This window comes from Pseudomonas sp. B6002, assembly GCF_013385985.1.
GTDB lineage: Bacteria > Pseudomonadota > Gammaproteobacteria > Pseudomonadales > Pseudomonadaceae > Aquipseudomonas.
This window is the reverse complement of record NZ_JACAOY010000005.1, coordinates 19,229-38,282: the sequence shown is the minus strand read 5'-3', so window position 1 is coordinate 38,282 and position 19,054 is coordinate 19,229. Positions and strand designations below refer to the sequence as shown.

The following is a 19,054-nucleotide window of genomic DNA, read 5'->3' as shown; positions in this document are numbered from 1 at the left end:
GATTCAAGCCTGCGTTCGGGCATGCCGAGCCTAGGCGAGGCACCGAGTGTTGGGGCGAAGGCCTTTTGCTTACTTTTGGGCCTTTCCAAAAGTGAGCCGCTGTAAGAGCGGAACCCTAAGTAGCCGTTACCGCAGCAACGGATATACCCACCACACCCCACCAAACCTCACCGCGCCTTATCCTCCCGCCCCCGCAACACCCGATTAGGCATAGCCAGAGCCGCCATCAACCCAAGCAAAGAAACCCCCGCACTCACCATCAACAAATGCCGAAACGTCACCGCCAACTCCCCACGCAACGCATCCTGCGCCGGCCCCGGCGCCGCGTTCAGCCCATCCAGCAAAACATTCCCCGAACCGCCCTCAGCCCCCAACGCCCCACTGGCCAAGTGCGCAAAACTCGAATCCTGCAACAACGCCAGCAACAGCGCCGACATGCACGCCACCCCCACCGCCCCGCCCAGCGAACGGAACAGGTTGGTCGTACTGGTCGCCACACCAATATCCCGCTGTTCAACCGAATTCTGCGTCCCCACCAACGACGTCGGAAACTGCATCCCCGCCGCAATCCCGCACAGCAGCATAAACACCGCCGTCATCCCCACCGCCTGGGGCGCGCTGTAGGCCATGCCGAGGATCGCAAACGGGCTCAACAGCGCGCCACTCAGGATCATCGGCTTATAGCGCCCGGTTACTGAAGTCATGCGCCCAGCGAAATAGGCGCCCATGGGCAAGCCCATCGCCAACGGCAACAGGTGCAACGCCGCGCTGTCGGCGCCGGAACCGGTCACCGTCTGGTAGCGCAGCGGCATCAACACCGTCAGGGAAATCGCCTGGAAGCTGGTGAAGAAAATCGTGCACCAGCACAGCACCGCACTGCGGTTGGCGAACAGGTGCATCGGCAACAGCGGTTCCCGCGCGCGGCGTTCGTGCCAGACAAACACGCTCAGCGCCACCAACGCACACGCCAGCAGGCCCAGCACCTGGTCGTCGCGCCAGTGATGGCCCTGGCCGATTTCGGTGATGCCCAGCAGCAAGGCGGTCAAGCCGATGATCATCAACACCGTGCCGAGGTAGTCGATAATCGGCTTGCGCTGCGGCACCGGCAGACCCACCAGGGTGCGATGGGCCACGTACCAGGCACCGGCGCCCAGCGGCAGGTTGATCAGGAACACCCAGCGCCAGGACAGGTACTCGGTCATGTAGCCGCCCAATACCGGCCCGGCCACGCTGGCCACGGCGTACATGCTGCTGAAATAGCCCTGGTAGCGCCCGCGTTCGCGGGGCGGGATGATGTCGCCGATGATCGCCTGGCTCACCGAGATCATCCCGCCGGCACCGATGCCTTGGAGGATCCGCGCCAGCACCAGTTGTTCCATGCTTTGCGCCATGCCGCAGAACAGCGATGCCACTGTGAACAGCCCCATGCCGATCAGCATCATCGGCCGGCGCCCGTAAAGGTCGCCGAGCTTGCCGTAGATCGGCACCGCCACCGTCATCGCCACCATGTAGCCGGAGATCACCCAGGCCAGCAGGTTTACATCGTGAAATTGCGCCGAGATGGCCGGCATGGAAACGGCGACGATGGTCTGGTCCAGGGCGCCGAGGAAGATCGCCATCATCAAGGCGGCCAGCACACTGCGTACGGCGGGAACGGGTTGGGCGGGCTGATTCAGGTTGGTCACGGCAGAACCTTTCGAGCAGGACCCACGGGTAAGGAAGGGCCCGCGGGAATGCTCAACATCTTACTCGATAGCAGGCTATTCGATAGCCTCGTAAGGAAGTCCGACGTAATTTTCTGCAATGGTTTTGCGACCCGCTTCCGAGTGGATGAAGTACTCAAGCTCGCTCTCGGCGATGCGCTGGCTGAAGCCGTCCGCTTGCGGGAATTGATGCAGCATCGAGGTCATCCACCAGGAGAACCGCTCGGCCTTCCACACGCGGCGCAGGCAGATGGCGGAGTACTTTTCCAGCAGGTCCACCCGCCCTTCGCGGTACACCTTGAGCAGGATCCGATACAGCGTGCTCACATCACTGGCCGCCAGGTTCAAGCCCTTGGCGCCGGTGGGTGGCACGATGTGCGCCGCATCGCCAAGCAGGAACAGGCGCCCGTACTGCATCGGTTCCACCACAAAGCTGCGCAGCGGCGCGATGCTTTTCTCGATTGATGGCCCCGTGACCAACCGCTGCGCCAGCTCGCCGGGCAGACGGGTTTTCAGTTCCTCCCAGAAGCGCTCATCCGACCACTCATCCAGGGGCTCTTCCACCGGCACTTGCAGGTAATACCGGCTGCGCGTCGGCGAACGCATGCTGCACAAGGCAAAGCCACGGGAGTGCTTGGCGTAGACCAGTTCGGGGTGCACGGGCGGCGTATCGGCCAGGATGCCCAGCCAGCCGAAGGGATAGACCCGCTCGAACACCTCCAGCGATTCGGCAGGAATCGACTGGCGCGCCACGCCATGGAAGCCGTCGCATCCGGCGATGTAGTCGCACTCCAGTCGGTACACCTCGCCCTCGTGCTCGAAGGTCAGCCAGGGGCGATCCGTGTTGAGGTCGTGGGGCTGCACGTTGTGCGCTTCATACAGGGTGCTGGCGCCAGCGGCTTCGCGGGCGGCCATCAGGTCACGGGTGACTTCGGTCTGGCCGTAGACCATTACCGACTGGCCACCGGTCAAAGTCTTGAGGTCGATGTGAGTGAGCCTGCCATTGAGCGCCAGTTCAAAGCCGTCATGCACCAGGCCTTCGGCGTCCATGCGCTGGCTCACGCCCGCCTCGCGCAACAGGTCGACCATGCCTTGTTCCAGCACCCCGGCACGGATGCGACCTTTCACATAATCGGCGCGCTGACGCTCAAGAATAAGGGTTTGGATACCGGCGTTGTGCAGCAGTTGGCCGAGCAGCAATCCCGAAGGACCGGCGCCAATAATGGCGACTTGGGTTTTCAGCGTTTTCATTATTTTTATGGCCCGCAAGCTTCACCGAACGGATCGGGTGAAAGAGTTGTCATTGATCTGGTTGCTGGCATTTTTCACTTGAGTGGCCGGCATAAGAAGGTGAAAACTGAGACAAAGCCTGCGCTTTTTGCCAATCGGGGCGATTACCGCACCACTATCCTGAGTATCGGATTGAAACCATGACCAAAACTGCCAGTTCCGCGATTCCGGTCTTCAAGCTATACGGGGAAAGCCAGCAATGGCCAACGCCGGATTTGTTGCACTGTGAAACCATCTCCCGGCGGAGTCGGGAATACCAGTGGGAAATCCAGCCCCACCGGCACGCGGATCTGTGCCAGTTGTTGTACGTCCACAAGGGCCAGGCGCAGCTGGAAATCGAAGGCCAGCGCACGACGCTCAACGAAGCCACGTTGCAGGTGCTGCCGCCGTTGTGTGTGCATGGCTTTCGTTTTTCCGAGGATGTCGAAGGCTACGTGGTGACGCTGGCCGCGCCGCTGGTGAGCCACCTGCAGGCGCAACTGGGGGCGACGGTCGACGGCTTGCAGGCCTTGGGCAATTACCCCGCCGGTAAAGACAGTGACTACCTCAACGCGCAGTTCGCGCGCTTGCAGGATGAATACGCCGATGAGCAACCGGCGCGGGACATGATGATGCACGCCCTGGTCAGCGTGCTGCTGGTGTGGATCAGCCGCCAGGCCATCCAGCGCCGCCACCCGCGTACGCCACGCGGCCGTGAGTACTTTCGGCGCTTTACCCAGTTGGTCGAGCAGCATTACCGCGAACACCCGAAGATCGAAGACCTGGCCCACAAGCTGGGCATCTCGGTCTCACACCTCAACGGTACGTGTCGGGAATTGGGAGGGCAGCCTGCGCTGCAGATCATGCATGACCGCCAGTTGCTGGAAGCCAAGCGCCTGCTGACCTACACCAGCATGACCATCAACGAGATGTCGGAAGTGCTGGGGTTTTCCGACCCGACCAACTTCTCACGGCTGTTCCGCCGACGGGTCGGGTTCTCGCCCAAGGCCTTTCGCGAACAGCTCAAGGCCGACACCAGCCCCACACTGTAGCAGCCGGCTTGCCGGCGATAGCGGTGTGTCCTACACCGGGTCAGCGCAACGCGCTGAAGCTGCCGGTATGGGGAACGCATTGGTCCTGATGGCAGCTGATCGCAAAGCTCGGCGGCTGCATCCGCGTTTGCTCTACCCGGTAGGCGGCGGTGCCATACAGCGCAGTCGCCAGGGCGCACAGGATGAAAATCATCAGGTACTTTCTGATTTTTAGAGTCATGGCACAGACCTCAGCACAGGTATGAACAGTGCTGTTTAAAGCATAGGTCAGCCGGGGCGAGTTGCCATTATTGGACGCTATTCAACCGGTTTATGTCGCCCTAGAGGCCTACGTCCCACGCAGGCTCCTCCGGAAACCTCACCACCAGGAAATCCAGCAGGCTGCGCAGCGCCTGGGGCATGTGTTTGCGCGAGGCGTACACCGCGTAGATGTTCATCTGCTGCGGCTCGGCGTCGGGCAACAAGCGGATCAACTCGCCCCTGCGGATGTAATCCCCGGCCTGATAGCTCGGCAACCGTGACACCCCCGCCCCCGCCAAGGTCACGCGTAGCAACGTCGTGGCCTCATTGGCGCTGATCGTGCCCTGCACCGCCACGGATACCGGCTCGCCGTTCTCGGTGAAATGCCAGAGGCTTTTGCCAAAGTAGGAATGGGTCAGGCAATTGTGCCCTGCCAGGTCACGCACCTGCCGGGGTTGCGGGTGCTCCAGCAGGTAAGCGGGCGACGCGCAGATCACCGAACGACACAGGGTGAGCTTGCGGGCGATCAGGTTGGGGTCCAGTTCAAAACTGGTGCGGATGGCCAGGTCGATGCGCTCATCCACCAGGTTCACCGTGCGGTCGAGCATCTGCATGTCGATGCTCACCAGCGGGTAGCGCTTGACGTACTCGGCCACCGCATCGGCCAACTGCGCCTGGCCGAACGAACTGCTGACACTCAAGCGCAACTGGCCGCGTGGGGCTTCATCGGGCTCGGTGACGGCGGCCTGCATGTCGTTGCACAACTCCAGCATCTGCCGGCAGCGGGGCAGCATTTCACTGCCGGCCGTGGTGAGGCTCAGCTTGCGCGTGGTGCGGTGCATCAGGCGTGCGCCCACCCAGTCTTCCAGTTCGGCCAGGTAACGCGACACCACCGGCCGCGACAGGTCCAGATGGTCGGCCGCTGCCGATTGGCTGCCCAGGTCGACTACGCTGACAAACACTCGCATTGCTTGAAGACGGTCCATGATTTGCCCGATTTTAGAAACAAACTATGTTCAAGCATGGCATTTTTTGTGACGTTTAGTGCAACTAAGCTCTGTGCATCACTTATCCCTCGCTGGAGCTGCACATGATCTCGACCTTCAAACGGTTGGCCACCGCGATGGCCGCCCTGGCCTTTGCCGCCCACGCCGCTGCCGCCGACCTGACGCTGGATGCCTACAACCCGGGCACCTCGGCGATGATGCCGGTGAGTTCGGTGCTGGTCAGTGGCGAGCACGACGTGATCCTGGTGAATGCGCAGTTCGGCAATGGCCAGGCGCAAGACCTGGTGCAGAAGATCCGCGCCAGCGGCAAGCACCTGACCACCATCTACGTCAGCGACGGCGACCCGGACTACTACTTCGGCCTCGACGTGCTGACCACCGCGTTCCCCGACGCCAAGGTGCTGGCGTCGCAGCCGGTGGTCGACCACATCAAGGCGACCGCCGAGCAGAAACTCGCGTTCTGGGGCCCGAAACTGGGGGCCGACAAACCCGCGAAGCTGGTCATCCCGCAGGTGCTGCAAGGCCACACCCTGACGCTTGAAGGCCAGGCGCTGGAAGTGGTCGGCCTGGACGGCCCGCAACCGGACCGCACCTTTGTGTGGATCCCCTCGATCAAGGCCGTGGTCGGTGGCGTGGTGGTGTTTGAAAACACCCACGTGTGGATGGCCGACACCCAGACTGCCCAATCCCATGCCGACTGGTTGACCACCCTCAAGCGCATTGAAGCCTTGAAACCCCGCACGGTGATTCCAGGTCACTACCTGGGCACACCCACCGTGAAGTCCGTGGCGTTTACCGCCGACTACATCAAGGCGTTCGATATCGAGACCGCCAAGGCCAAGGACTCTGCGGCCCTGATCGCGGCCATGAAAAAGCGTTACCCGAACCTCGCCGACGAAGGCAGCCTGGAACTGGGTGCCAAAGTCGCCAAGGGCGAAATGAAGTGGTGAATGGTTTTAAACCCTAACGAACTGGAGAACGTCATGAGCAAGATTGCAATCATTGGTGCCACCGGCCGTGCCGGTAGCCAATTGCTGGAAGAAGCCCTGCGTCGCGGGCATAGCGTTACGGCCATTGCGCGTAACACCGACAAGATCGCCGTGCGCCCTGGCGTCACCGTGAAGCAAGTCGACACGCTGGACGCCGCGGCCCTGCAACAGGCTGTCAGCGGCAGCGACGTGGTGATCAGCGCCGCGCACTTCGCCACCCTGCCCGCCAGCGCCGTGATCGGCCCGGTGAAAAAGGCTGGCGTGAAGCGCCTGCTGGTGGTGGGCGGTGCGGGTTCGCTGCTGCTGCCAGGCGGTGGCCGCGTGATCGACAGCCCGGGCTTCCCGGCCGAGTACAAAGCGGAAGCCAGCGCGGGCGCTGAGTTTCTTGGCGTGCTGCGCCAGGAAAAAGACCTGGACTGGACCTTCCTGTCGCCGTCGGCGGAGTTCGTAGAAACCGAGCGCACCGGCACCTTCCGCCTGGGCCAGGATGACCTGCTGGTGAGCAGCGAAGGCCGCAGTTGGATCAGCTTCGCCGACTACGCCATCGCCCTGATCGACGAAGTGGAAACGCCGAAGCATTCGCGCCAACGCTTTACTGTCGGCTACTGATCCAGCGCCCTCCCCTTGTAGGAGCCCGGCTTGCCGGCGATGGCGTCTTCAAGATCGCTATCGCCGGCAAGCCGGGCTCCTACAAGAGGGGTTTGGCGTTCATGACCAGCCAATTGACCCACCTCGATTAAACCTGTGGGAGCTGGCTTGCCTGCGATGGCGGTGTGTCAGTGATTGATGGGCTGGCTGAGCCACCGCTATCGCCGGCAAGCCGGCTCCTACAGTTGGCTATCGGCGTTACGACTGTTGTGCCTGGCTCACCAGCCAATTCATAAGCGCCTCCAGCCCGGGTGAAGGCTCACTCCCCGAGGGATACACCAGGTAGTACCCCATCCCCGTTGGCACTTGCAGCTCGAACGGCATTGCCAGCCGCCCCGCCTTCAAATCCTCACCGATCAACGCGCTGTCGCCGATCGCCACGCCCGAGCCTTGTGACGCCACCGTCATCGCCAAATCCAGTGTTTCGAAATGATGCCCCTGGGCCAGGTTGCTCAAATGGGTATTCGCCGCCTTGAGCCACAATGCCCAGTCCCGTTCATCCCGCGTAGGGTGCAGCAGTACCTGTTGCTGCAGGTCCCCAGGCGTGCGCAACCCGCCGAGCAAGGCCGGTGCGCAGACGGGCGTGAGTTGTTCGTCGAACAAGTGCCGCGCCTGGGCCGATTGCTCGGCGATGGGCGCATAGATCACCGCCGCATCGAATTGCTCGCGGCGAAAGTCCACGGTGTAGGCCACGGTGGTGGTGAGTTCCACGGGCACGTCGGGGCGCTCGTGCTGCCACTGCATCAAGCGTGGCAACAGCCAACGCATCACGCAGGTGGACGCTTTGAGTTGCAGGGTCTCGCGGCGGCCGCCGATCTGCTCCACCGCCTCGCCGATCAGACCAAACACTTGCTGGGCCCGCAGCGACCATTCGCGGCCTTCCTCGGTCAGGCTCAACCCCCGCGCCTGGCGCTGGAACAAGGCGTAGCCCAAATGGCTTTCCAGCCCGGCAATCTGCCGGCTCACCGCGCCCTGGGTGATGTGCAGTTGCTCGGCCGCGCGGGTGAAATTGCAGCACTGGGCCGTGACCCAGAAGGTGTGCAGCGCGGGCAACGGGGGAAGGCGTTTCATAGGGGCGCAGCCATGACGTGAGGACATGGCTAGTATGACTTTTTATCGATTGTTGCCGCTACGGGCCAGCCGGTCCAATACCGCCTCGAATCCATAACAAGAGCGACATGTATGGCGACCTGCGGCGAAGTATTGGTCCACCTCCTGGAAGGCTACGGCGTGGACCAGGTGTTCGGCATCCCCGGCGTACACACCGTGGAGCTGTATCGCGGCCTGGCCCGCTCCAGCATCCGTCACGTCACCCCGCGCCACGAACAGGGCGCCGGCTTTATGGCTGACGGCTATGCGCGCACCAGCGGCAAGCCGGGTGTGTGCTTCATCATTACCGGCCCCGGCATGACCAACATCACCACGGCCATGGGCCAGGCCTATGCCGACTCGATCCCGATGCTGGTGATTTCCAGCGTGCAGTCACGCAGCCAATTGGGCGGCGGGCGCGGCAAGCTGCACGAACTGCCGAACCAAAGCACGATGATGGCCGGCGTGGCCGCGTTCTCCCACACCTTGATGTCGGCGGCGGAACTGCCCGGTGTACTGGCCCGTGCATTTGCCCTGTTCCAGGCCGGTCGCCCGCGCCCGGTGCATATCGAGATCCCGCTGGATGTGCTGGTGGAAAACGCCGACGCCTTGCTCGGCAGCGAGCCGGTCAGCGTGGCCCGTGCCGGTGCGGCGCCGTCGGCGGTGAAGCAGATGGCTCAACTGCTGGCGGCCGCCAAGCGCCCGTTGATCCTGGCCGGTGGCGGCGCCATCGACGCCGCCCCGGAACTGACCCGCCTGGCCGAAACCCTTGGCGCCCCGGTGGCCCTGACCATCAACGCCAAAGGCATGCTGCCCGCCAGCCACCCGCTGTTGATCGGCTCGACGCAAACGCTGGTCGCCACCCGCGCACTGGTGGCCGACGCGGATGTGGTGCTGGCCATCGGCACGGAACTGGCCGAGACCGACTACGACGTGACCTTCGCTGGAGGCTTCGAGATTCCCGGCGCCTTGCTGCGCGTCGACATCGATGCCGACCAGACCGTGCGCAACTACCCACCGCAAGTGGCACTGGTGGCCGATGCACAGATCGCCGCCGAGGCCTTGCTGGCAGAACTGAGCAGCAAGCCCCTGCCTGCGCGCAACCCAGCGTGGGGCGCCGAACGCGTTGCCCGCCTGTGGGCCGATTTGGCGCCCACCTGGGACGCCGCCACCCGCGCGCAAACCCTGTTCCTCACCACCGTCCTGGACGAACTGCCCGACGCCGTGCTGGTGGGCGACTCCACCCAGCCGGTATACAGCGGCAACCTCACACTCAACCTCGACCACCCGCGCCGCTGGTTCAATTCCTCCACCGGCTACGGCACGTTGGGCTACGCCTTGCCGGCCGCCATCGGCGCCTGGCTGGGGCGTGGCGACGGGCAGCCAGTGGTGTGCCTGATCGGCGACGGCGGCCTGCAATTCAGCCTGCCAGAACTGGCCAGCGCCGTGGAAGCGCGAGTGCCAGTCATCGTGCTGCTGTGGAATAACCAGGGCTACGAAGAGATCAAGAAGTACATGGTCAACCGCGCCATCGAGCCGGTCGGCGTGGACATCTACACCCCGGACTTCATCGGCGTGGCCAAGGCACTGGGCTGCGCCGCCGAACGTATCCAGGGCAGCGAACACTTACGCACCGCCTTGCGTGCCGCGGCCGATCGCCAGGGGCCGACGCTGATTGAAATCGACCAGGGGCTTTGGATGAAGGAGGTAGCGGTATGAGCGCAGTGTTGAACGGTGTGTACATCGACGGTGTATGGCGTGCCGGACATGACGTGCTGGAGGTGATCAACCCGGCCACCGAGGCGACGTTGGCCCAGGTCAGCGTGGGCGATGCCACAGCCGTAAAACAGGCGGTCGACGCGGCCAGCGCCGCGTTCGGTGACTGGTCCAAGAGTACCGGCCGTGATCGTGGCGCGCTGTTGCGCAAGGTCGCCCAGGGCGTCAGCGAGCGCCGCGAGCACTTGATGCAGCTGCAGTCGAGCAACAACGGCAAGCCGCTGTTTGAAGCAGGTATCGACGTGGACGACGTGATCGCCACCTTCGAGTACTACGCCGGTGTGGCCGAAGAAATGGACGCCGGGCAAGACCGCCCGGTGGCACTGCCCAGCGATGACTTCAGCGCGCGTCTGCGCCGTGAGCCGTGTGGCGTGGTGGGGCTGATCGTGCCGTGGAATTTCCCGATGGTGACCACCGCCTGGAAACTCGCCCCGGCCCTGGCGGCCGGCTGCTGCGTGGTGCTCAAACCCTCGGAAGTCACGCCGCTGGCGGAGCTTGAATTGGCGCGGATTATCGCCGAAGCGGGCTTCCCAAGCGGTGTGTTCAACCTGGTCTGCGGCACCGGCTTGGCGGTGGGCGCGCCCCTGGCAGCAGACCGTCGCGTGGCGAAGATTTCCTTCACCGGCAGCAACGCGGTGGGCGTGCAAGTGATGCAGCGCGCTGCTGAAACCATCAAGGGCGTGAGCCTGGAACTGGGCGGCAAATCCTCGTTGCTGGTGCTGGCCGACGCCGACCTCGACCTGGCGGTGGAACTGGCGTGCGGCGGTGGTTTTTTCAACGCCGGGCAAATCTGCTCGGCCACCAGCCGCGTGTTGGTGGCTGACAGCCTGGCAGGTGAATTCCTGCAACGCTTGCAGGCACGGGCTGAAGGCATTCGCGTGGCCGACCCGTTTGCCGACGACGTGGAAATGGGCGCGCTGATCAACCATGCGCAGTACCAGCGAGTGCTGGGGCATATCAAGCGTGGCATTGAAGATGGCGCGCGGTTGCTGTGCGGCGGTGAACGGCCGGCCGATCTGGCCAAGGGTTTCTTCATTCGGCCGACGGTATTTACCGACGTGCCGCTGGACAGCGCGTTGTGGAACGAGGAGATCTTTGGCCCGGTGCTGTGTGTACGCCGCTTCGCCACCGAAGAGGAAGCCATCGCCCTGGCCAACGACAGCGACTTCGGCCTGGTGGCCAGTGTGGTCAGCCGCAACCCTGAAGCCACCGAGCGCGTCGCCAACGCCTTGCAGGCCGGGCTGGTGTGGATCAACGCGCCGCAAGTGATCTTCCCGCAGACGGCGTGGGGCGGTTACAAGCAGAGCAGCATCGGCCGCGAGCTGGGGCCGTGGGGGTTGGCGGCGTTCCAGGAAATCAAGCACGTGATTAAATCCATCTAACAACACACATCCCATGTGGGAGCTGGCTTGCCTGCGATAGCGGTGTGTCAATCAACGCTGCATCAACTGACAGATCGCCATCGCAGGCAAGCCAGCTCCCACAAAAAACCAGTTCCCACAGAGGATTGATGCTGTGTCAGTCAGCCTGTCTGCAATTTTTAGATAGCCCCTGCGACTTTCTCATTTGCCCGCCTCCCGTGCCCATGGCCTGATTCGCCCTTGTTCACTCAAGGCTTGACCATGGAAAACGCTCACGCAAAACCCACCACCGCCCTGTGGCTGATGATCAGCGTTGTGCTGGTCGCCCTTAACCTGCGCCCGTCGATGGCCGCCGTCGGTCCGCTGTTGTCGTCGATTCGTGGCGAGGTGCCGCTGAGTTTCAGCAGTGCCGCCCTGCTCACCATGCTGCCGGTCATGGCCATGGGCCTGGCGATGTTTTTTGGCATGGGCCTGGCCAAGCGCTTTGGCGAACACCGCAGCATCGTGGTGTCGCTGGTGGTGATTGGCGTGGCCACGCTGTCGCGGCTGATCCTCGATTCGGCGCTGGAGTTGATCGTCAGCGCCATCGCTGCCGGCGTGGGTATCGCGATGATCCAGGCGGTGATGCCGGCGCTGATCAAGTCACGGTTCAGCGACAACGTTTCGCTGTTCATGGGCCTGTACGTCACCGCGATCATGGGGGGCGCGGCGCTGGCAGCGTCGTTTGCACCGTTCGTGCAAGTGCAGAGTGGCAGTTGGCGCATCGGCCTGGCGATCTGGGCGGTGCTGGCGGTGTTGGCCCTGGTGTTCTGGTACGCACAGCGCGCGGTATTGCCGCCGCTGCCCCAGGCCGGGGCCGGGCCTCAGGAATCGTTTTTCGGCAATGGCCGCGCATGGTTGCTGGCGATCTTTTTTGGCTTGGGCACGGCGTCCTACACCTGCGTGCTGGCCTGGCTGGCGCCGTACTACGTGGAGCAAGGCTGGAGCGAACAGAACGCCGGCTTGCTGCTGGGTTTTCTGACGGCCATGGAAGTGGTGTCCGGCCTGGTCACGCCGGCCATCGCTAACCGTCGCCAGGATAAACGCGGTGTGGTCGCGGTGTTGTTGGTGCTGATCATCCTCGGGTTCTGCGGCCTCATTCTCAGCCCACAACACCTGAGCCTGCTGTGGCCGTGCCTGCTGGGGCTGGGCATCGGCGGCCTGTTTCCGATGAGCCTGATCCTGTCCCTGGACCACCTGGACAACCCGCGCCGCGCCGGTGGCCTCACCGCGTTTGTACAAGGTATCGGCTACCTGATTGCTGGCCTGTCGCCACTTATCGCCGGAATGATCCGCGACCAATTGGGCAGTTTCGAATGGGCCTGGTGGTCGCTGACGGCGGTGGTGGTGGTGATGTTGCTAATCGTCACTCGCTTCAATCCGCAGCATTACGCTCGGCATATTCGCTGACGTCGTGTTGCAAACATTATTTGTCCCACGCCAAACATAGAAACGCCCTACAGAGCTTTCTATTGGTACGAGCGTTCCGTTAAGCTTTTGCCCTTGTCGCGCGCTGCCACAGTGCCAAGGCTTACCGGATGGAATGGATGCTAAACAGTAATTTGCTCAGAAAGCTCGATATGCAGGACTTGATGGTGTTCATCGCCGTCTACGACCAGAGCAGCGTTACCGAAGTGTCCGAAACGCTGTTCGTCAGCCAGTCCACCGTGAGCTACAGCTTGAAGAAACTGCGCACCAGTTTCGAGGACGAGCTGTTTATCAACACGCGGGCGGGCATGCGGCCGACGTACAAGGCCACCACCATGTATGGCCATGTGCAGAAGATCCTCGAAAGCATCAACCTCTGCCACGCCGGGGGCCAGGCCTTCGACCCGACGCAAAAAGCCGTGACTTTCAACGTGTGCGCCCCGGAATACTTCGAGCAATTGATCCTGCCGCGCCTGCTGAAAAACTTCGACCGCGCCGACCTGCCGGTGATCGTCAATGTGCAAAAGCTGGAAAGCGACATCCCCGCCGACGACCTGCGCGAAGGCCGCCTCGACCTGGTGATCTGCTTTGGCCCGCACTTTCACCGCGCCCACAAAGATTTCAAGACCCAGATGCTGCTCGAAGATGATTTGGTGTGTGTGTTCGACCAACGTTCGGCGCCCCGGGAGCCGGCGTTCAGCCTGCAATCCTTTGTGGAGCGCCGCCACGTGTTCCCGACGCCCTGGACCTCCAACACCAACATGATCGACGGCTGGCTCGCGCGCCAGGCCCACAAGCGCCAAGTGGTGGCGCGGGCCAACAGCTACGGCGCAGCACTGAAGATGATCACCGGCACCGACTTCGTCGTCACCCTGCCCCGCCGCGTGCAAAAGCTGCTGGCGCCACCGCCCGTGTTCGGCCATTGCGAAGCACCCAACGGCTTACCAGGGTTCACCCTGGACATGCAGTGGAACGAAACCAGTGAACAGGACAGCGCCAATACCTGGTTTCGCGAGCAAGTCGTAAAAGTCTGCGCGGAACAGGGGTTGTTGTAACCCTTAACCGATGGCGACTTTGCTGTAGGAATCGCGATCAATGTCCAGCAGCTCGACACTCAGTTGCAGCTGTACGCCTTCGGGCCAATCGCCCAGGTCTTGCAGCGCCGCCAACAGGCTTTCGGAGAGCTGTTTCTTGACCTGTGGCGAGCGCCCGCTGAGCAGCGACAGCTTCACCGCGATAAAGCCACGGGAACTCAGGGAGGTGCCGACCTGGAAGCTCTCGACCTTCACGGCGCGGCTCTTGATATCGAACTCGGAACCGAACTGCCCGGATGCCATCAACACATTGTTGAGCCGCAACAGGGTTTTCTCAACGGCCAGGTCTGGCAGGTTGGCGGTGTATTCCAGGTGCAGGTGCGGCATGAAAAGCTCCGAGTACGTGTAGGAAAAGAGTCATACATATAACACGCGGCCGAAATGAATCGGACCGTTTTGTCGGTGAAACTTCGGTCAGGCGCCTGCGCGAGCGGTCCCGCCTGGAGGGGTTGCCTCAGGATTTGGCGGCCAGTACCGGCAGCAGGTCGCGCTCGCTCATGAACGCTTCCAGCCGCGAGCGCATCCAGCGTTCCGCCGGGTCGGTGTCCACGTGGCTGAGCCAGACCATCGACAGGTCCAGGGTCGGGGTTTCAAACGGAAACGGCTCGCAGAACAGGTTGCCGCTGGCCGCCATGGCCTGGGCGGTGTAGTCGGGCAGGCTGGCGATCATGTCAGTGCCGGCGAGCAGGGCCGGCAGCGCGCTGTATTGGGGCACCGACAGCACCACATGGCGCTTGCGGCCGATCTCGGCCAGCCATTCATCGGCAAACCCGGACACGTTGGCGGTGTGGGACACCAGCACATGGGGGCGTGCGCAATATTCGTCGAGGGTCAGCGGGGTGTCTGATGCGTCGGCGCGCAGCAGACTGGGGCGGATATGCCGCAGCAACTTGCGCTTGGCATTGGCCGGCAGGCCGCGCGTTTGGGTGATGCCGACGGTGATGTCGCCCGAGGCCAGCAAGTCCGGGATTCGCCAGTAGTCGACGTGCTGCACCACAAACACCACCAGCGGTGCTTCCTGGCGCAAGGCCCGCAGCAACGGCGGCAGCAGGCCGAACTCGACGTCGTCGGACAGGCCGATGCGGAACGTCATGGTGCTTTGGGTGGGGTCGAAATCGTGGGTCAGGCTCAAGGCCGACGAGAGGGAGTCCAGGGCCGGCGACAGGTGCTGGATGATCTCTTCGGCACGCGCGGTGGGTTCCATGCGATGGCCGACGCGAATGAACAGCGGGTCGTTGAACAGCGTACGCAGGCGGTTGAGGGCCGAACTGATGGTGGGTTGGCCGAGAAACAGCTTCTCGGCCACGCGTGTCACATTGCGCTCCAGCATCAGTGCTTCGAAGACCACCATCAGGTTGATGTCGGCCTTGCGTAGTTCATTGCGATTCATCGGCGCCTGCCCCTTTCCCCAAGACAAGCCGCAGTTTAGAAAGCCCGGGGGCCTGCGTCTATGTGCGCACTGTTCATCCGCAGGCTTTGGGACTATAAATCAGCTTTCCAGGGTCGCAGGAACACCACCGTGCTGGTCATTTTTGCCTTGAGCGCCCTCTTTAGCGGGGTGTTGCTCTGGGTCATCAAGTTCATCGAGAACCCCACCGCCAGGACACTGCTGCGGGTATTTGTCGGCTTGTGCCTGGCGGCCATCGTGGCTTACCTGGTGCTGGCTTCCGGGTTCCCCACTTCATTGCTGGTGTGAGTCGCCTCCTGCCCCTGGCGCAAGCGCAATGCCGCCAGCGCCGCCACCACCAACACCAGCGCAATCACCTTCAAGCCGTTCATCGCGTTGCCGGTGCTCATTTCAATCGCGCCCATCACCGACGGCCCGACAAACCCGCCCAACAGCCCGCAGGCGTTGACGAACCCCAGGCCGCCCGCCAACGCGACGCCCTTGAGGCGTGACGCCGGGTACAGAAACACGATCGACTGCACCACAAAGAACATCACCGCCGACAGGCAAAAGCCCAGCAGGCTGAACACCGGCCCCGACACCGACGCAATGCCCAGCCCCAGCGCCATGGTCAGCAGCCCGGTCACCAGCAGCCGCCGGCAACGACCGGGCGTCGTGGCAAAGCGCGGAATCAGCACGGCGCCCAGTGCCGCCGCAATCCACGGCAGCGACGTCAGCAGGCCGACGCTCATGGTGCTCAGTTCCCCGTATTTGCTGATGATGCTCGGCAGGAAAAAGATCACGGTGTAGATGGTGATCTGATGGCAAAAATACACAAAGATCGCCAACAGGATCTGTGGGGTCAGCCAGTTCTTCAGCGAGTGCCCGCCCTCGCCTGCGCCCTCTTCGGTTTCCTGGGCAATGCGTTGCTCGATGCCCCGCGCTTCTTCGGCCGACAGCCACGGCGCCTTGCTCGGGCGATCCGGCAACTTGCACCACACCACCCAGGCAAACGCCACGGCCGGCAGGCCTTCGAGCAGGAACATCCACTGCCAGCCATGCCAGCCCATGATCCCGTCCATGCGCATCAGGGCTGCGCCCACCGGGCCGCCGATGATGTTGGCAAAGCACACGCCCAACAGGAAATAACCGGTAGCCCGCGCCCGTTGTTCACGGTTGAACCAGTACGTCAGGTAGAGCATGACGCCCGGAAACAGACCGGCCTCGGCGATGCCCAGCAACAGGCGCAGCACGTAGAACGAGGTTTCGCCCTGCACAAAGGCCATGGCCGCCGAGATCAGGCCCCAGGTCACCATGATGCGGGCGATCCAGAAGCGTGCGCCGACCTTGTGCATGATCAGGTTGCTGGGGATTTCCGACAGCGCATAGGTGAGGAAAAACAGCCCCGCGCCCAGCCCGTACGCCGCGGCGGAAATGCCCAGGTCGACGTCCAGGTGATGCTTGGCCAGGGCGATGTTGGTGCGGTCCAGGAAGCTCAAGATGTAGGCGATGATCAGCAAAGGCATGAGCTTGGCGAACATCAGTTTGTTCAGCGCCTGCGGTTCGCGGGCCCGGGTGGCGGTTGTCATCGGCAGTTCCTCTTGGCGCCCCGCCAGCCAGGCTGGGGAGCGCATCAGTGTTGTTCTAGGGTTGGAGTTGCACAGCCATGGCCTGGGGGCGATGGGAAAACAGTTGCAGCAGCGCGCCGCCGAGGGCGCAGCCGGCCATCACGAAGAAGCACACGGTGTAGCCGTGCAGCGTGGTCCAGCCGCCGCCCATGGCGATCAGGCTGCCCATCAGCACCGGCGCCAGGCCGCCGCCGATGAACATCGCGGTGGTGATGATGCCGTTGGCCGTGGAGGTCGCCGACGGCTCGGCCGAGTCGCAGGCCACCGCGTAGTAGATCGGCCACACCGCATTGGCCACCAGGCCGAACAGCAGTTGCACGACGATGATCAGCGTCAGGGTGTTGGCGAAGTAGAACGCGCCGACACTCGCTGCCATCCACAAACCGCAAATGATCAGGGTGGTGCGTCGGCCGATGATGTCCGACAGCGACGGCCACACCAGCTGCCCGAGGATGCCGGTGAGGGTGAACACCACGCTCATCCCCGCCGACTCCGCCAGCGACAGCCCGGCGATGTTGTAGAGGTAGGCCGGCAGCACGATGTTGACGCCCATGTACACCACCTGGGTGAGCATGGTGTTGCCCGCTGTCAGCGCGATATTGCGGTTGCGCAAGGTGGCGACAAAGGTGCGCCAGGCTTCGCCCTTTACCGCGCTGGGCGGTGCGTTGTCAGGCGGGGTCATGCCTTTGGCGGCGATATCGACATACAGTGCGGTGATGCGCTCGGCCGTGGAGTAGCGCGCCCAGAAGATCATCAGCGGCAGCGCCACCACGAAGGCGAAAAAGAACACGTAGCGCCAGTTGTCTTCGCCGAACACGGTGATGACAACGCTGGCGACGATGCCGCTGAGCATCGCCCCGATCGGATAGCCGGTGTGGTGTGCGCCCAAGGCAAAACCGCGACGCTCCACCGGCCACCATTCGGCGGTGTTGCTCACGCCCACTGGTTCGCCCCAGCCGGCGCCAAGGTTGACGCCGACACGCAGGGCAATAAAGGTCGCTAGGTTGCCGCTCAGCGCCTTGAAGCCCGACAGGAACGAAATCGCGGTGTAGCCCAGCACCAGCGGCACCTGGAAGCGCGCACGTTTCCAGCCGCCACCATACCGGTCGCTCCACATGGAGCCGGGGATATCCAGCAACGCCAGGGCCAGCATGACCACCGTGGCCACGGTGCCCCACTGGTCGGCGGACAAATCGAAGTGCTTGGAGATGGTCGGCCCCAGGCGCAACACGATCTCACGGTCATAGGCGTTGAGGATCCAGATCATCCAACAGACCAGCAGCGACACCCAGGAATGCCGGTGAATGCTGCGCAGCGACGCTTTTTTGATAGTTGCCATGAGCCTCTCCAGGCGCGCGAGGGCGCGCACTGACACAAGGTTGCGAAGGAATTTGCCTTGTCACACACACGCGCTAGCTGGCGAAACGTCGCTCGGCTATTCCTTGCACGCCCAACCCGGTAATGGCGAACAGCGCTCCGCGCTGCTGGCCGTCTGCCGGGAAACGCGGCAGCGGCGGCTTGGCCATCGAGGTCACAAACAGGGTGTCCAGGTTCGGCCCGCCAAAGGTCAGGCTGGTGACCTTTTTCACCGGCATCTGGATGATGCGGTCGACGTGCCCGTCGGGGGTGTAGCGCACCAGTTTTCCGGCGTAGACCAACGCCTGCCACAGGCACCCTTCGGCGTCGACGGTGCAGCCATCGGCGGCGCCACCGCCCGAGGTGTCGACCTTGGCAAAGGTGCGGCGGTTGCTCACATTGCCGGTAGCGAGGTCGTAATCGTAGGCCCAGATCTCGCCGGACCAGGTGTCGCAGAAGTAGAAGGTTTCACCCGACGGGCTCCAGCACGGGCCGTTGGACACGATGATGCCTTCGTCCAGGGTGTGTAGGCTCAGGTCGGCGTCCAGGCGGTAGAGCTTGGCACTGGCGCTGTCTTCGAGGGTGTCCATGGAGCCGAAGACAAAGCGGCCCTGGCGGTCGACCTTGCCGTCGTTGAGGCGGTTGTTCGGCAGGTGCGGTTCCGGGTCGATGACAGGGTTGAGTTCACCGCTCTTGAGGTCGAGGGTGTGCAGGCCGTTTTGCAGGGCGACGATGGCCGACTCACCGTTGTGGCGCAGGGCCATGGAGCCGATTTTCTGGCCCACGTCCCAGGCGCGCAGTTCACGTCCGTCATCAGTACAGCGCAGGACCCGGCCGTCGGCGCTGTCGATCCAGTACAGCCGTTGTTGTTCGACGTCCCACACCGGGCCTTCGCCCAGGGTGGTCTTGACGTCGACGAGCACTTCGATACGCATGGTGATCCCCTTATTGTTGTTGTGCGGGATTCAGGCCGTGCTTCACCACGGCC

General features: G+C 63.1%; 18 protein-coding genes. 8 read left to right on the top strand and 10 right to left on the bottom strand.

The window, feature by feature from the left end; translation table 11 throughout:
* Window positions 1-167: 167 nt before the first annotated feature.
* Window positions 168-1,685, bottom strand: a complete 1,518-nt coding sequence (locus tag HX792_RS06495) for an MDR family MFS transporter (protein ID WP_176995299.1) — start codon at window positions 1,683-1,685, stop codon at window positions 168-170.
* 75 nt (window positions 1,686-1,760) lie between these two features.
* Window positions 1,761-2,945 carry a 4-hydroxybenzoate 3-monooxygenase gene (gene pobA, locus HX792_RS06490; RefSeq protein WP_176995404.1) on the bottom strand — a complete coding sequence of 395 codons (1,185 nt, stop codon included), beginning with the start codon at window positions 2,943-2,945 and terminating at the stop codon, window positions 1,761-1,763.
* 188 nt (window positions 2,946-3,133) lie between these two features.
* On the opposite strand from pobA, the gene HX792_RS06485 reads away from it, so the two are divergent.
* Complete coding sequence (locus HX792_RS06485) at window positions 3,134-4,024, top strand: helix-turn-helix domain-containing protein (protein ID WP_176995298.1); 891 nt, start codon at window positions 3,134-3,136, stop codon at window positions 4,022-4,024.
* Between the two features lie 40 nt (window positions 4,025-4,064).
* Here HX792_RS06485 and HX792_RS06480 read toward each other — a convergent pair whose 3' ends face one another.
* Both HX792_RS06480 and HX792_RS06475 read right to left on the bottom strand, forming a co-directional pair.
* Window positions 4,065-4,244: a hypothetical protein gene (locus HX792_RS06480; protein ID WP_176995297.1), complete on the bottom strand. Its 180-nt coding sequence runs from the start codon at window positions 4,242-4,244 to the stop codon at window positions 4,065-4,067.
* Window positions 4,245-4,344: 100 nt separating this feature from the next.
* Complete coding sequence (locus tag HX792_RS06475; RefSeq protein WP_176995296.1) at window positions 4,345-5,250, bottom strand: LysR family transcriptional regulator; 906 nt, start codon at window positions 5,248-5,250, stop codon at window positions 4,345-4,347.
* Between the two features lie 104 nt (window positions 5,251-5,354).
* On the opposite strand from HX792_RS06475, the gene HX792_RS06470 reads away from it, so the two are divergent.
* Together HX792_RS06470 and HX792_RS06465 are read left to right on the top strand one after the other, a co-directional pair.
* Window positions 5,355-6,221 carry an MBL fold metallo-hydrolase gene (locus HX792_RS06470; RefSeq protein ID WP_176995295.1) on the top strand — a complete coding sequence of 289 codons (867 nt, stop codon included), beginning with the start codon at window positions 5,355-5,357 and terminating at the stop codon, window positions 6,219-6,221.
* Between the two features lie 33 nt (window positions 6,222-6,254).
* Complete coding sequence (locus tag HX792_RS06465) at window positions 6,255-6,869, top strand: NAD(P)-dependent oxidoreductase (protein WP_176995294.1); 615 nt, start codon at window positions 6,255-6,257, stop codon at window positions 6,867-6,869.
* Between the two features lie 237 nt (window positions 6,870-7,106).
* On the opposite strand, the gene HX792_RS06460 is transcribed toward HX792_RS06465, so the two are convergent.
* Window positions 7,107-7,979 carry a LysR substrate-binding domain-containing protein gene (locus HX792_RS06460; protein ID WP_176995293.1) on the bottom strand — a complete coding sequence of 291 codons (873 nt, stop codon included), beginning with the start codon at window positions 7,977-7,979 and terminating at the stop codon, window positions 7,107-7,109.
* 111 nt (window positions 7,980-8,090) lie between these two features.
* On the opposite strand from HX792_RS06460, the gene HX792_RS06455 reads away from it, so the two are divergent.
* The 4 genes from HX792_RS06455 (at window position 8,091) to HX792_RS06440 (ending at window position 13,656) form a co-directional block, all read left to right on the top strand.
* Window positions 8,091-9,716 carry a 5-guanidino-2-oxopentanoate decarboxylase gene (locus HX792_RS06455; RefSeq protein ID WP_176995292.1) on the top strand — a complete coding sequence of 542 codons (1,626 nt, stop codon included), beginning with the start codon at window positions 8,091-8,093 and terminating at the stop codon, window positions 9,714-9,716.
* On the top strand, window positions 9,713-11,155 hold the full coding sequence (locus tag HX792_RS06450) for an aldehyde dehydrogenase family protein (protein ID WP_176995291.1): 1,443 nt from the start codon (window positions 9,713-9,715) through the stop codon (window positions 11,153-11,155). Before HX792_RS06455 ends, HX792_RS06450 begins: the two co-directional genes overlap by 4 nt.
* A 240-nt stretch (window positions 11,156-11,395) precedes the next feature.
* Complete coding sequence (locus tag HX792_RS06445) at window positions 11,396-12,583, top strand: cyanate transporter (protein ID WP_176995290.1); 1,188 nt, start codon at window positions 11,396-11,398, stop codon at window positions 12,581-12,583.
* 137 nt (window positions 12,584-12,720) lie between these two features.
* Window positions 12,721-13,656, top strand: a complete 936-nt coding sequence (locus tag HX792_RS06440) for a LysR family transcriptional regulator (protein WP_176995289.1) — start codon at window positions 12,721-12,723, stop codon at window positions 13,654-13,656.
* A gap of 3 nt (window positions 13,657-13,659) precedes the next feature.
* Here the strand turns inward: HX792_RS06440 and HX792_RS06435 are convergent, their stop codons facing one another.
* Window positions 13,660-14,022: a 5-carboxymethyl-2-hydroxymuconate Delta-isomerase gene (locus tag HX792_RS06435; protein WP_176995288.1), complete on the bottom strand. Its 363-nt coding sequence runs from the start codon at window positions 14,020-14,022 to the stop codon at window positions 13,660-13,662.
* 127 nt (window positions 14,023-14,149) lie between these two features.
* A complete protein-coding gene (locus HX792_RS06430; RefSeq protein WP_176995287.1) occupies window positions 14,150-15,085 on the bottom strand; it encodes a LysR substrate-binding domain-containing protein in 936 nt (311 codons plus the stop codon).
* Window positions 15,086-15,214: 129 nt separating this feature from the next.
* Here HX792_RS06430 and HX792_RS06425 point away from each other — a divergent pair, with 129 nt between their 5' ends.
* A complete protein-coding gene (locus HX792_RS06425) occupies window positions 15,215-15,391 on the top strand; it encodes a hypothetical protein (RefSeq protein WP_176995286.1) in 177 nt (58 codons plus the stop codon).
* Here HX792_RS06425 and HX792_RS06420 read toward each other — a convergent pair.
* The 3 genes from HX792_RS06420 to HX792_RS06410 all read right to left on the bottom strand — a co-directional run bounded on the left by HX792_RS06420 (window position 15,346) and on the right by HX792_RS06410 (window position 19,001).
* The gene (locus tag HX792_RS06420) at window positions 15,346-16,671 is read right to left on the bottom strand and encodes an MFS transporter (protein ID WP_176995285.1); all 1,326 of its coding nucleotides are present in this window, start codon (window positions 16,669-16,671) and stop codon (window positions 15,346-15,348) included. The two genes, HX792_RS06425 and HX792_RS06420, sit on opposite strands and share 46 nt — an antisense overlap.
* A 55-nt stretch (window positions 16,672-16,726) precedes the next feature.
* Complete coding sequence (locus tag HX792_RS06415) at window positions 16,727-18,049, bottom strand: MFS transporter (protein WP_176995284.1); 1,323 nt, start codon at window positions 18,047-18,049, stop codon at window positions 16,727-16,729.
* 73 nt (window positions 18,050-18,122) lie between these two features.
* Complete coding sequence (locus HX792_RS06410) at window positions 18,123-19,001, bottom strand: SMP-30/gluconolactonase/LRE family protein (protein WP_176995283.1); 879 nt, start codon at window positions 18,999-19,001, stop codon at window positions 18,123-18,125.
* Between the last annotated feature and the right edge of the window lie 53 nt (window positions 19,002-19,054).

Excerpts from the sequence above, each read along its gene's own strand:
- HX792_RS06485 (WP_176995298.1), top strand. The coding sequence starts at position 3,134 with ATGACCAAAACTGCCAGTTCCGCGATTCCGGTCTTCAAGCTATACGGG.
- HX792_RS06480 (WP_176995297.1), bottom strand. The coding sequence starts at position 4,244 with ATGACTCTAAAAATCAGAAAGTACCTGATGATTTTCATCCTGTGCGCC.
- HX792_RS06475 (WP_176995296.1), bottom strand. The coding sequence starts at position 5,250 with ATGGACCGTCTTCAAGCAATGCGAGTGTTTGTCAGCGTAGTCGACCTG.
- HX792_RS06470 (WP_176995295.1), top strand. The coding sequence starts at position 5,355 with ATGATCTCGACCTTCAAACGGTTGGCCACCGCGATGGCCGCCCTGGCC.
- HX792_RS06465 (WP_176995294.1), top strand. The coding sequence starts at position 6,255 with ATGAGCAAGATTGCAATCATTGGTGCCACCGGCCGTGCCGGTAGCCAA.
- HX792_RS06460 (WP_176995293.1), bottom strand. The coding sequence starts at position 7,979 with ATGAAACGCCTTCCCCCGTTGCCCGCGCTGCACACCTTCTGGGTCACG.
- HX792_RS06455 (WP_176995292.1), top strand. The coding sequence starts at position 8,091 with ATGGCGACCTGCGGCGAAGTATTGGTCCACCTCCTGGAAGGCTACGGC.
- HX792_RS06450 (WP_176995291.1), top strand. The coding sequence starts at position 9,713 with ATGAGCGCAGTGTTGAACGGTGTGTACATCGACGGTGTATGGCGTGCC.
- HX792_RS06445 (WP_176995290.1), top strand. The coding sequence starts at position 11,396 with ATGGAAAACGCTCACGCAAAACCCACCACCGCCCTGTGGCTGATGATC.
- HX792_RS06440 (WP_176995289.1), top strand. The coding sequence starts at position 12,721 with ATGCTAAACAGTAATTTGCTCAGAAAGCTCGATATGCAGGACTTGATG.
- HX792_RS06435 (WP_176995288.1), bottom strand. The coding sequence starts at position 14,022 with ATGCCGCACCTGCACCTGGAATACACCGCCAACCTGCCAGACCTGGCC.
- HX792_RS06430 (WP_176995287.1), bottom strand. The coding sequence starts at position 15,085 with ATGAATCGCAATGAACTACGCAAGGCCGACATCAACCTGATGGTGGTC.
- HX792_RS06420 (WP_176995285.1), bottom strand. The coding sequence starts at position 16,671 with ATGACAACCGCCACCCGGGCCCGCGAACCGCAGGCGCTGAACAAACTG.
- HX792_RS06415 (WP_176995284.1), bottom strand. The coding sequence starts at position 18,049 with ATGGCAACTATCAAAAAAGCGTCGCTGCGCAGCATTCACCGGCATTCC.
- HX792_RS06410 (WP_176995283.1), bottom strand. The coding sequence starts at position 19,001 with ATGCGTATCGAAGTGCTCGTCGACGTCAAGACCACCCTGGGCGAAGGC.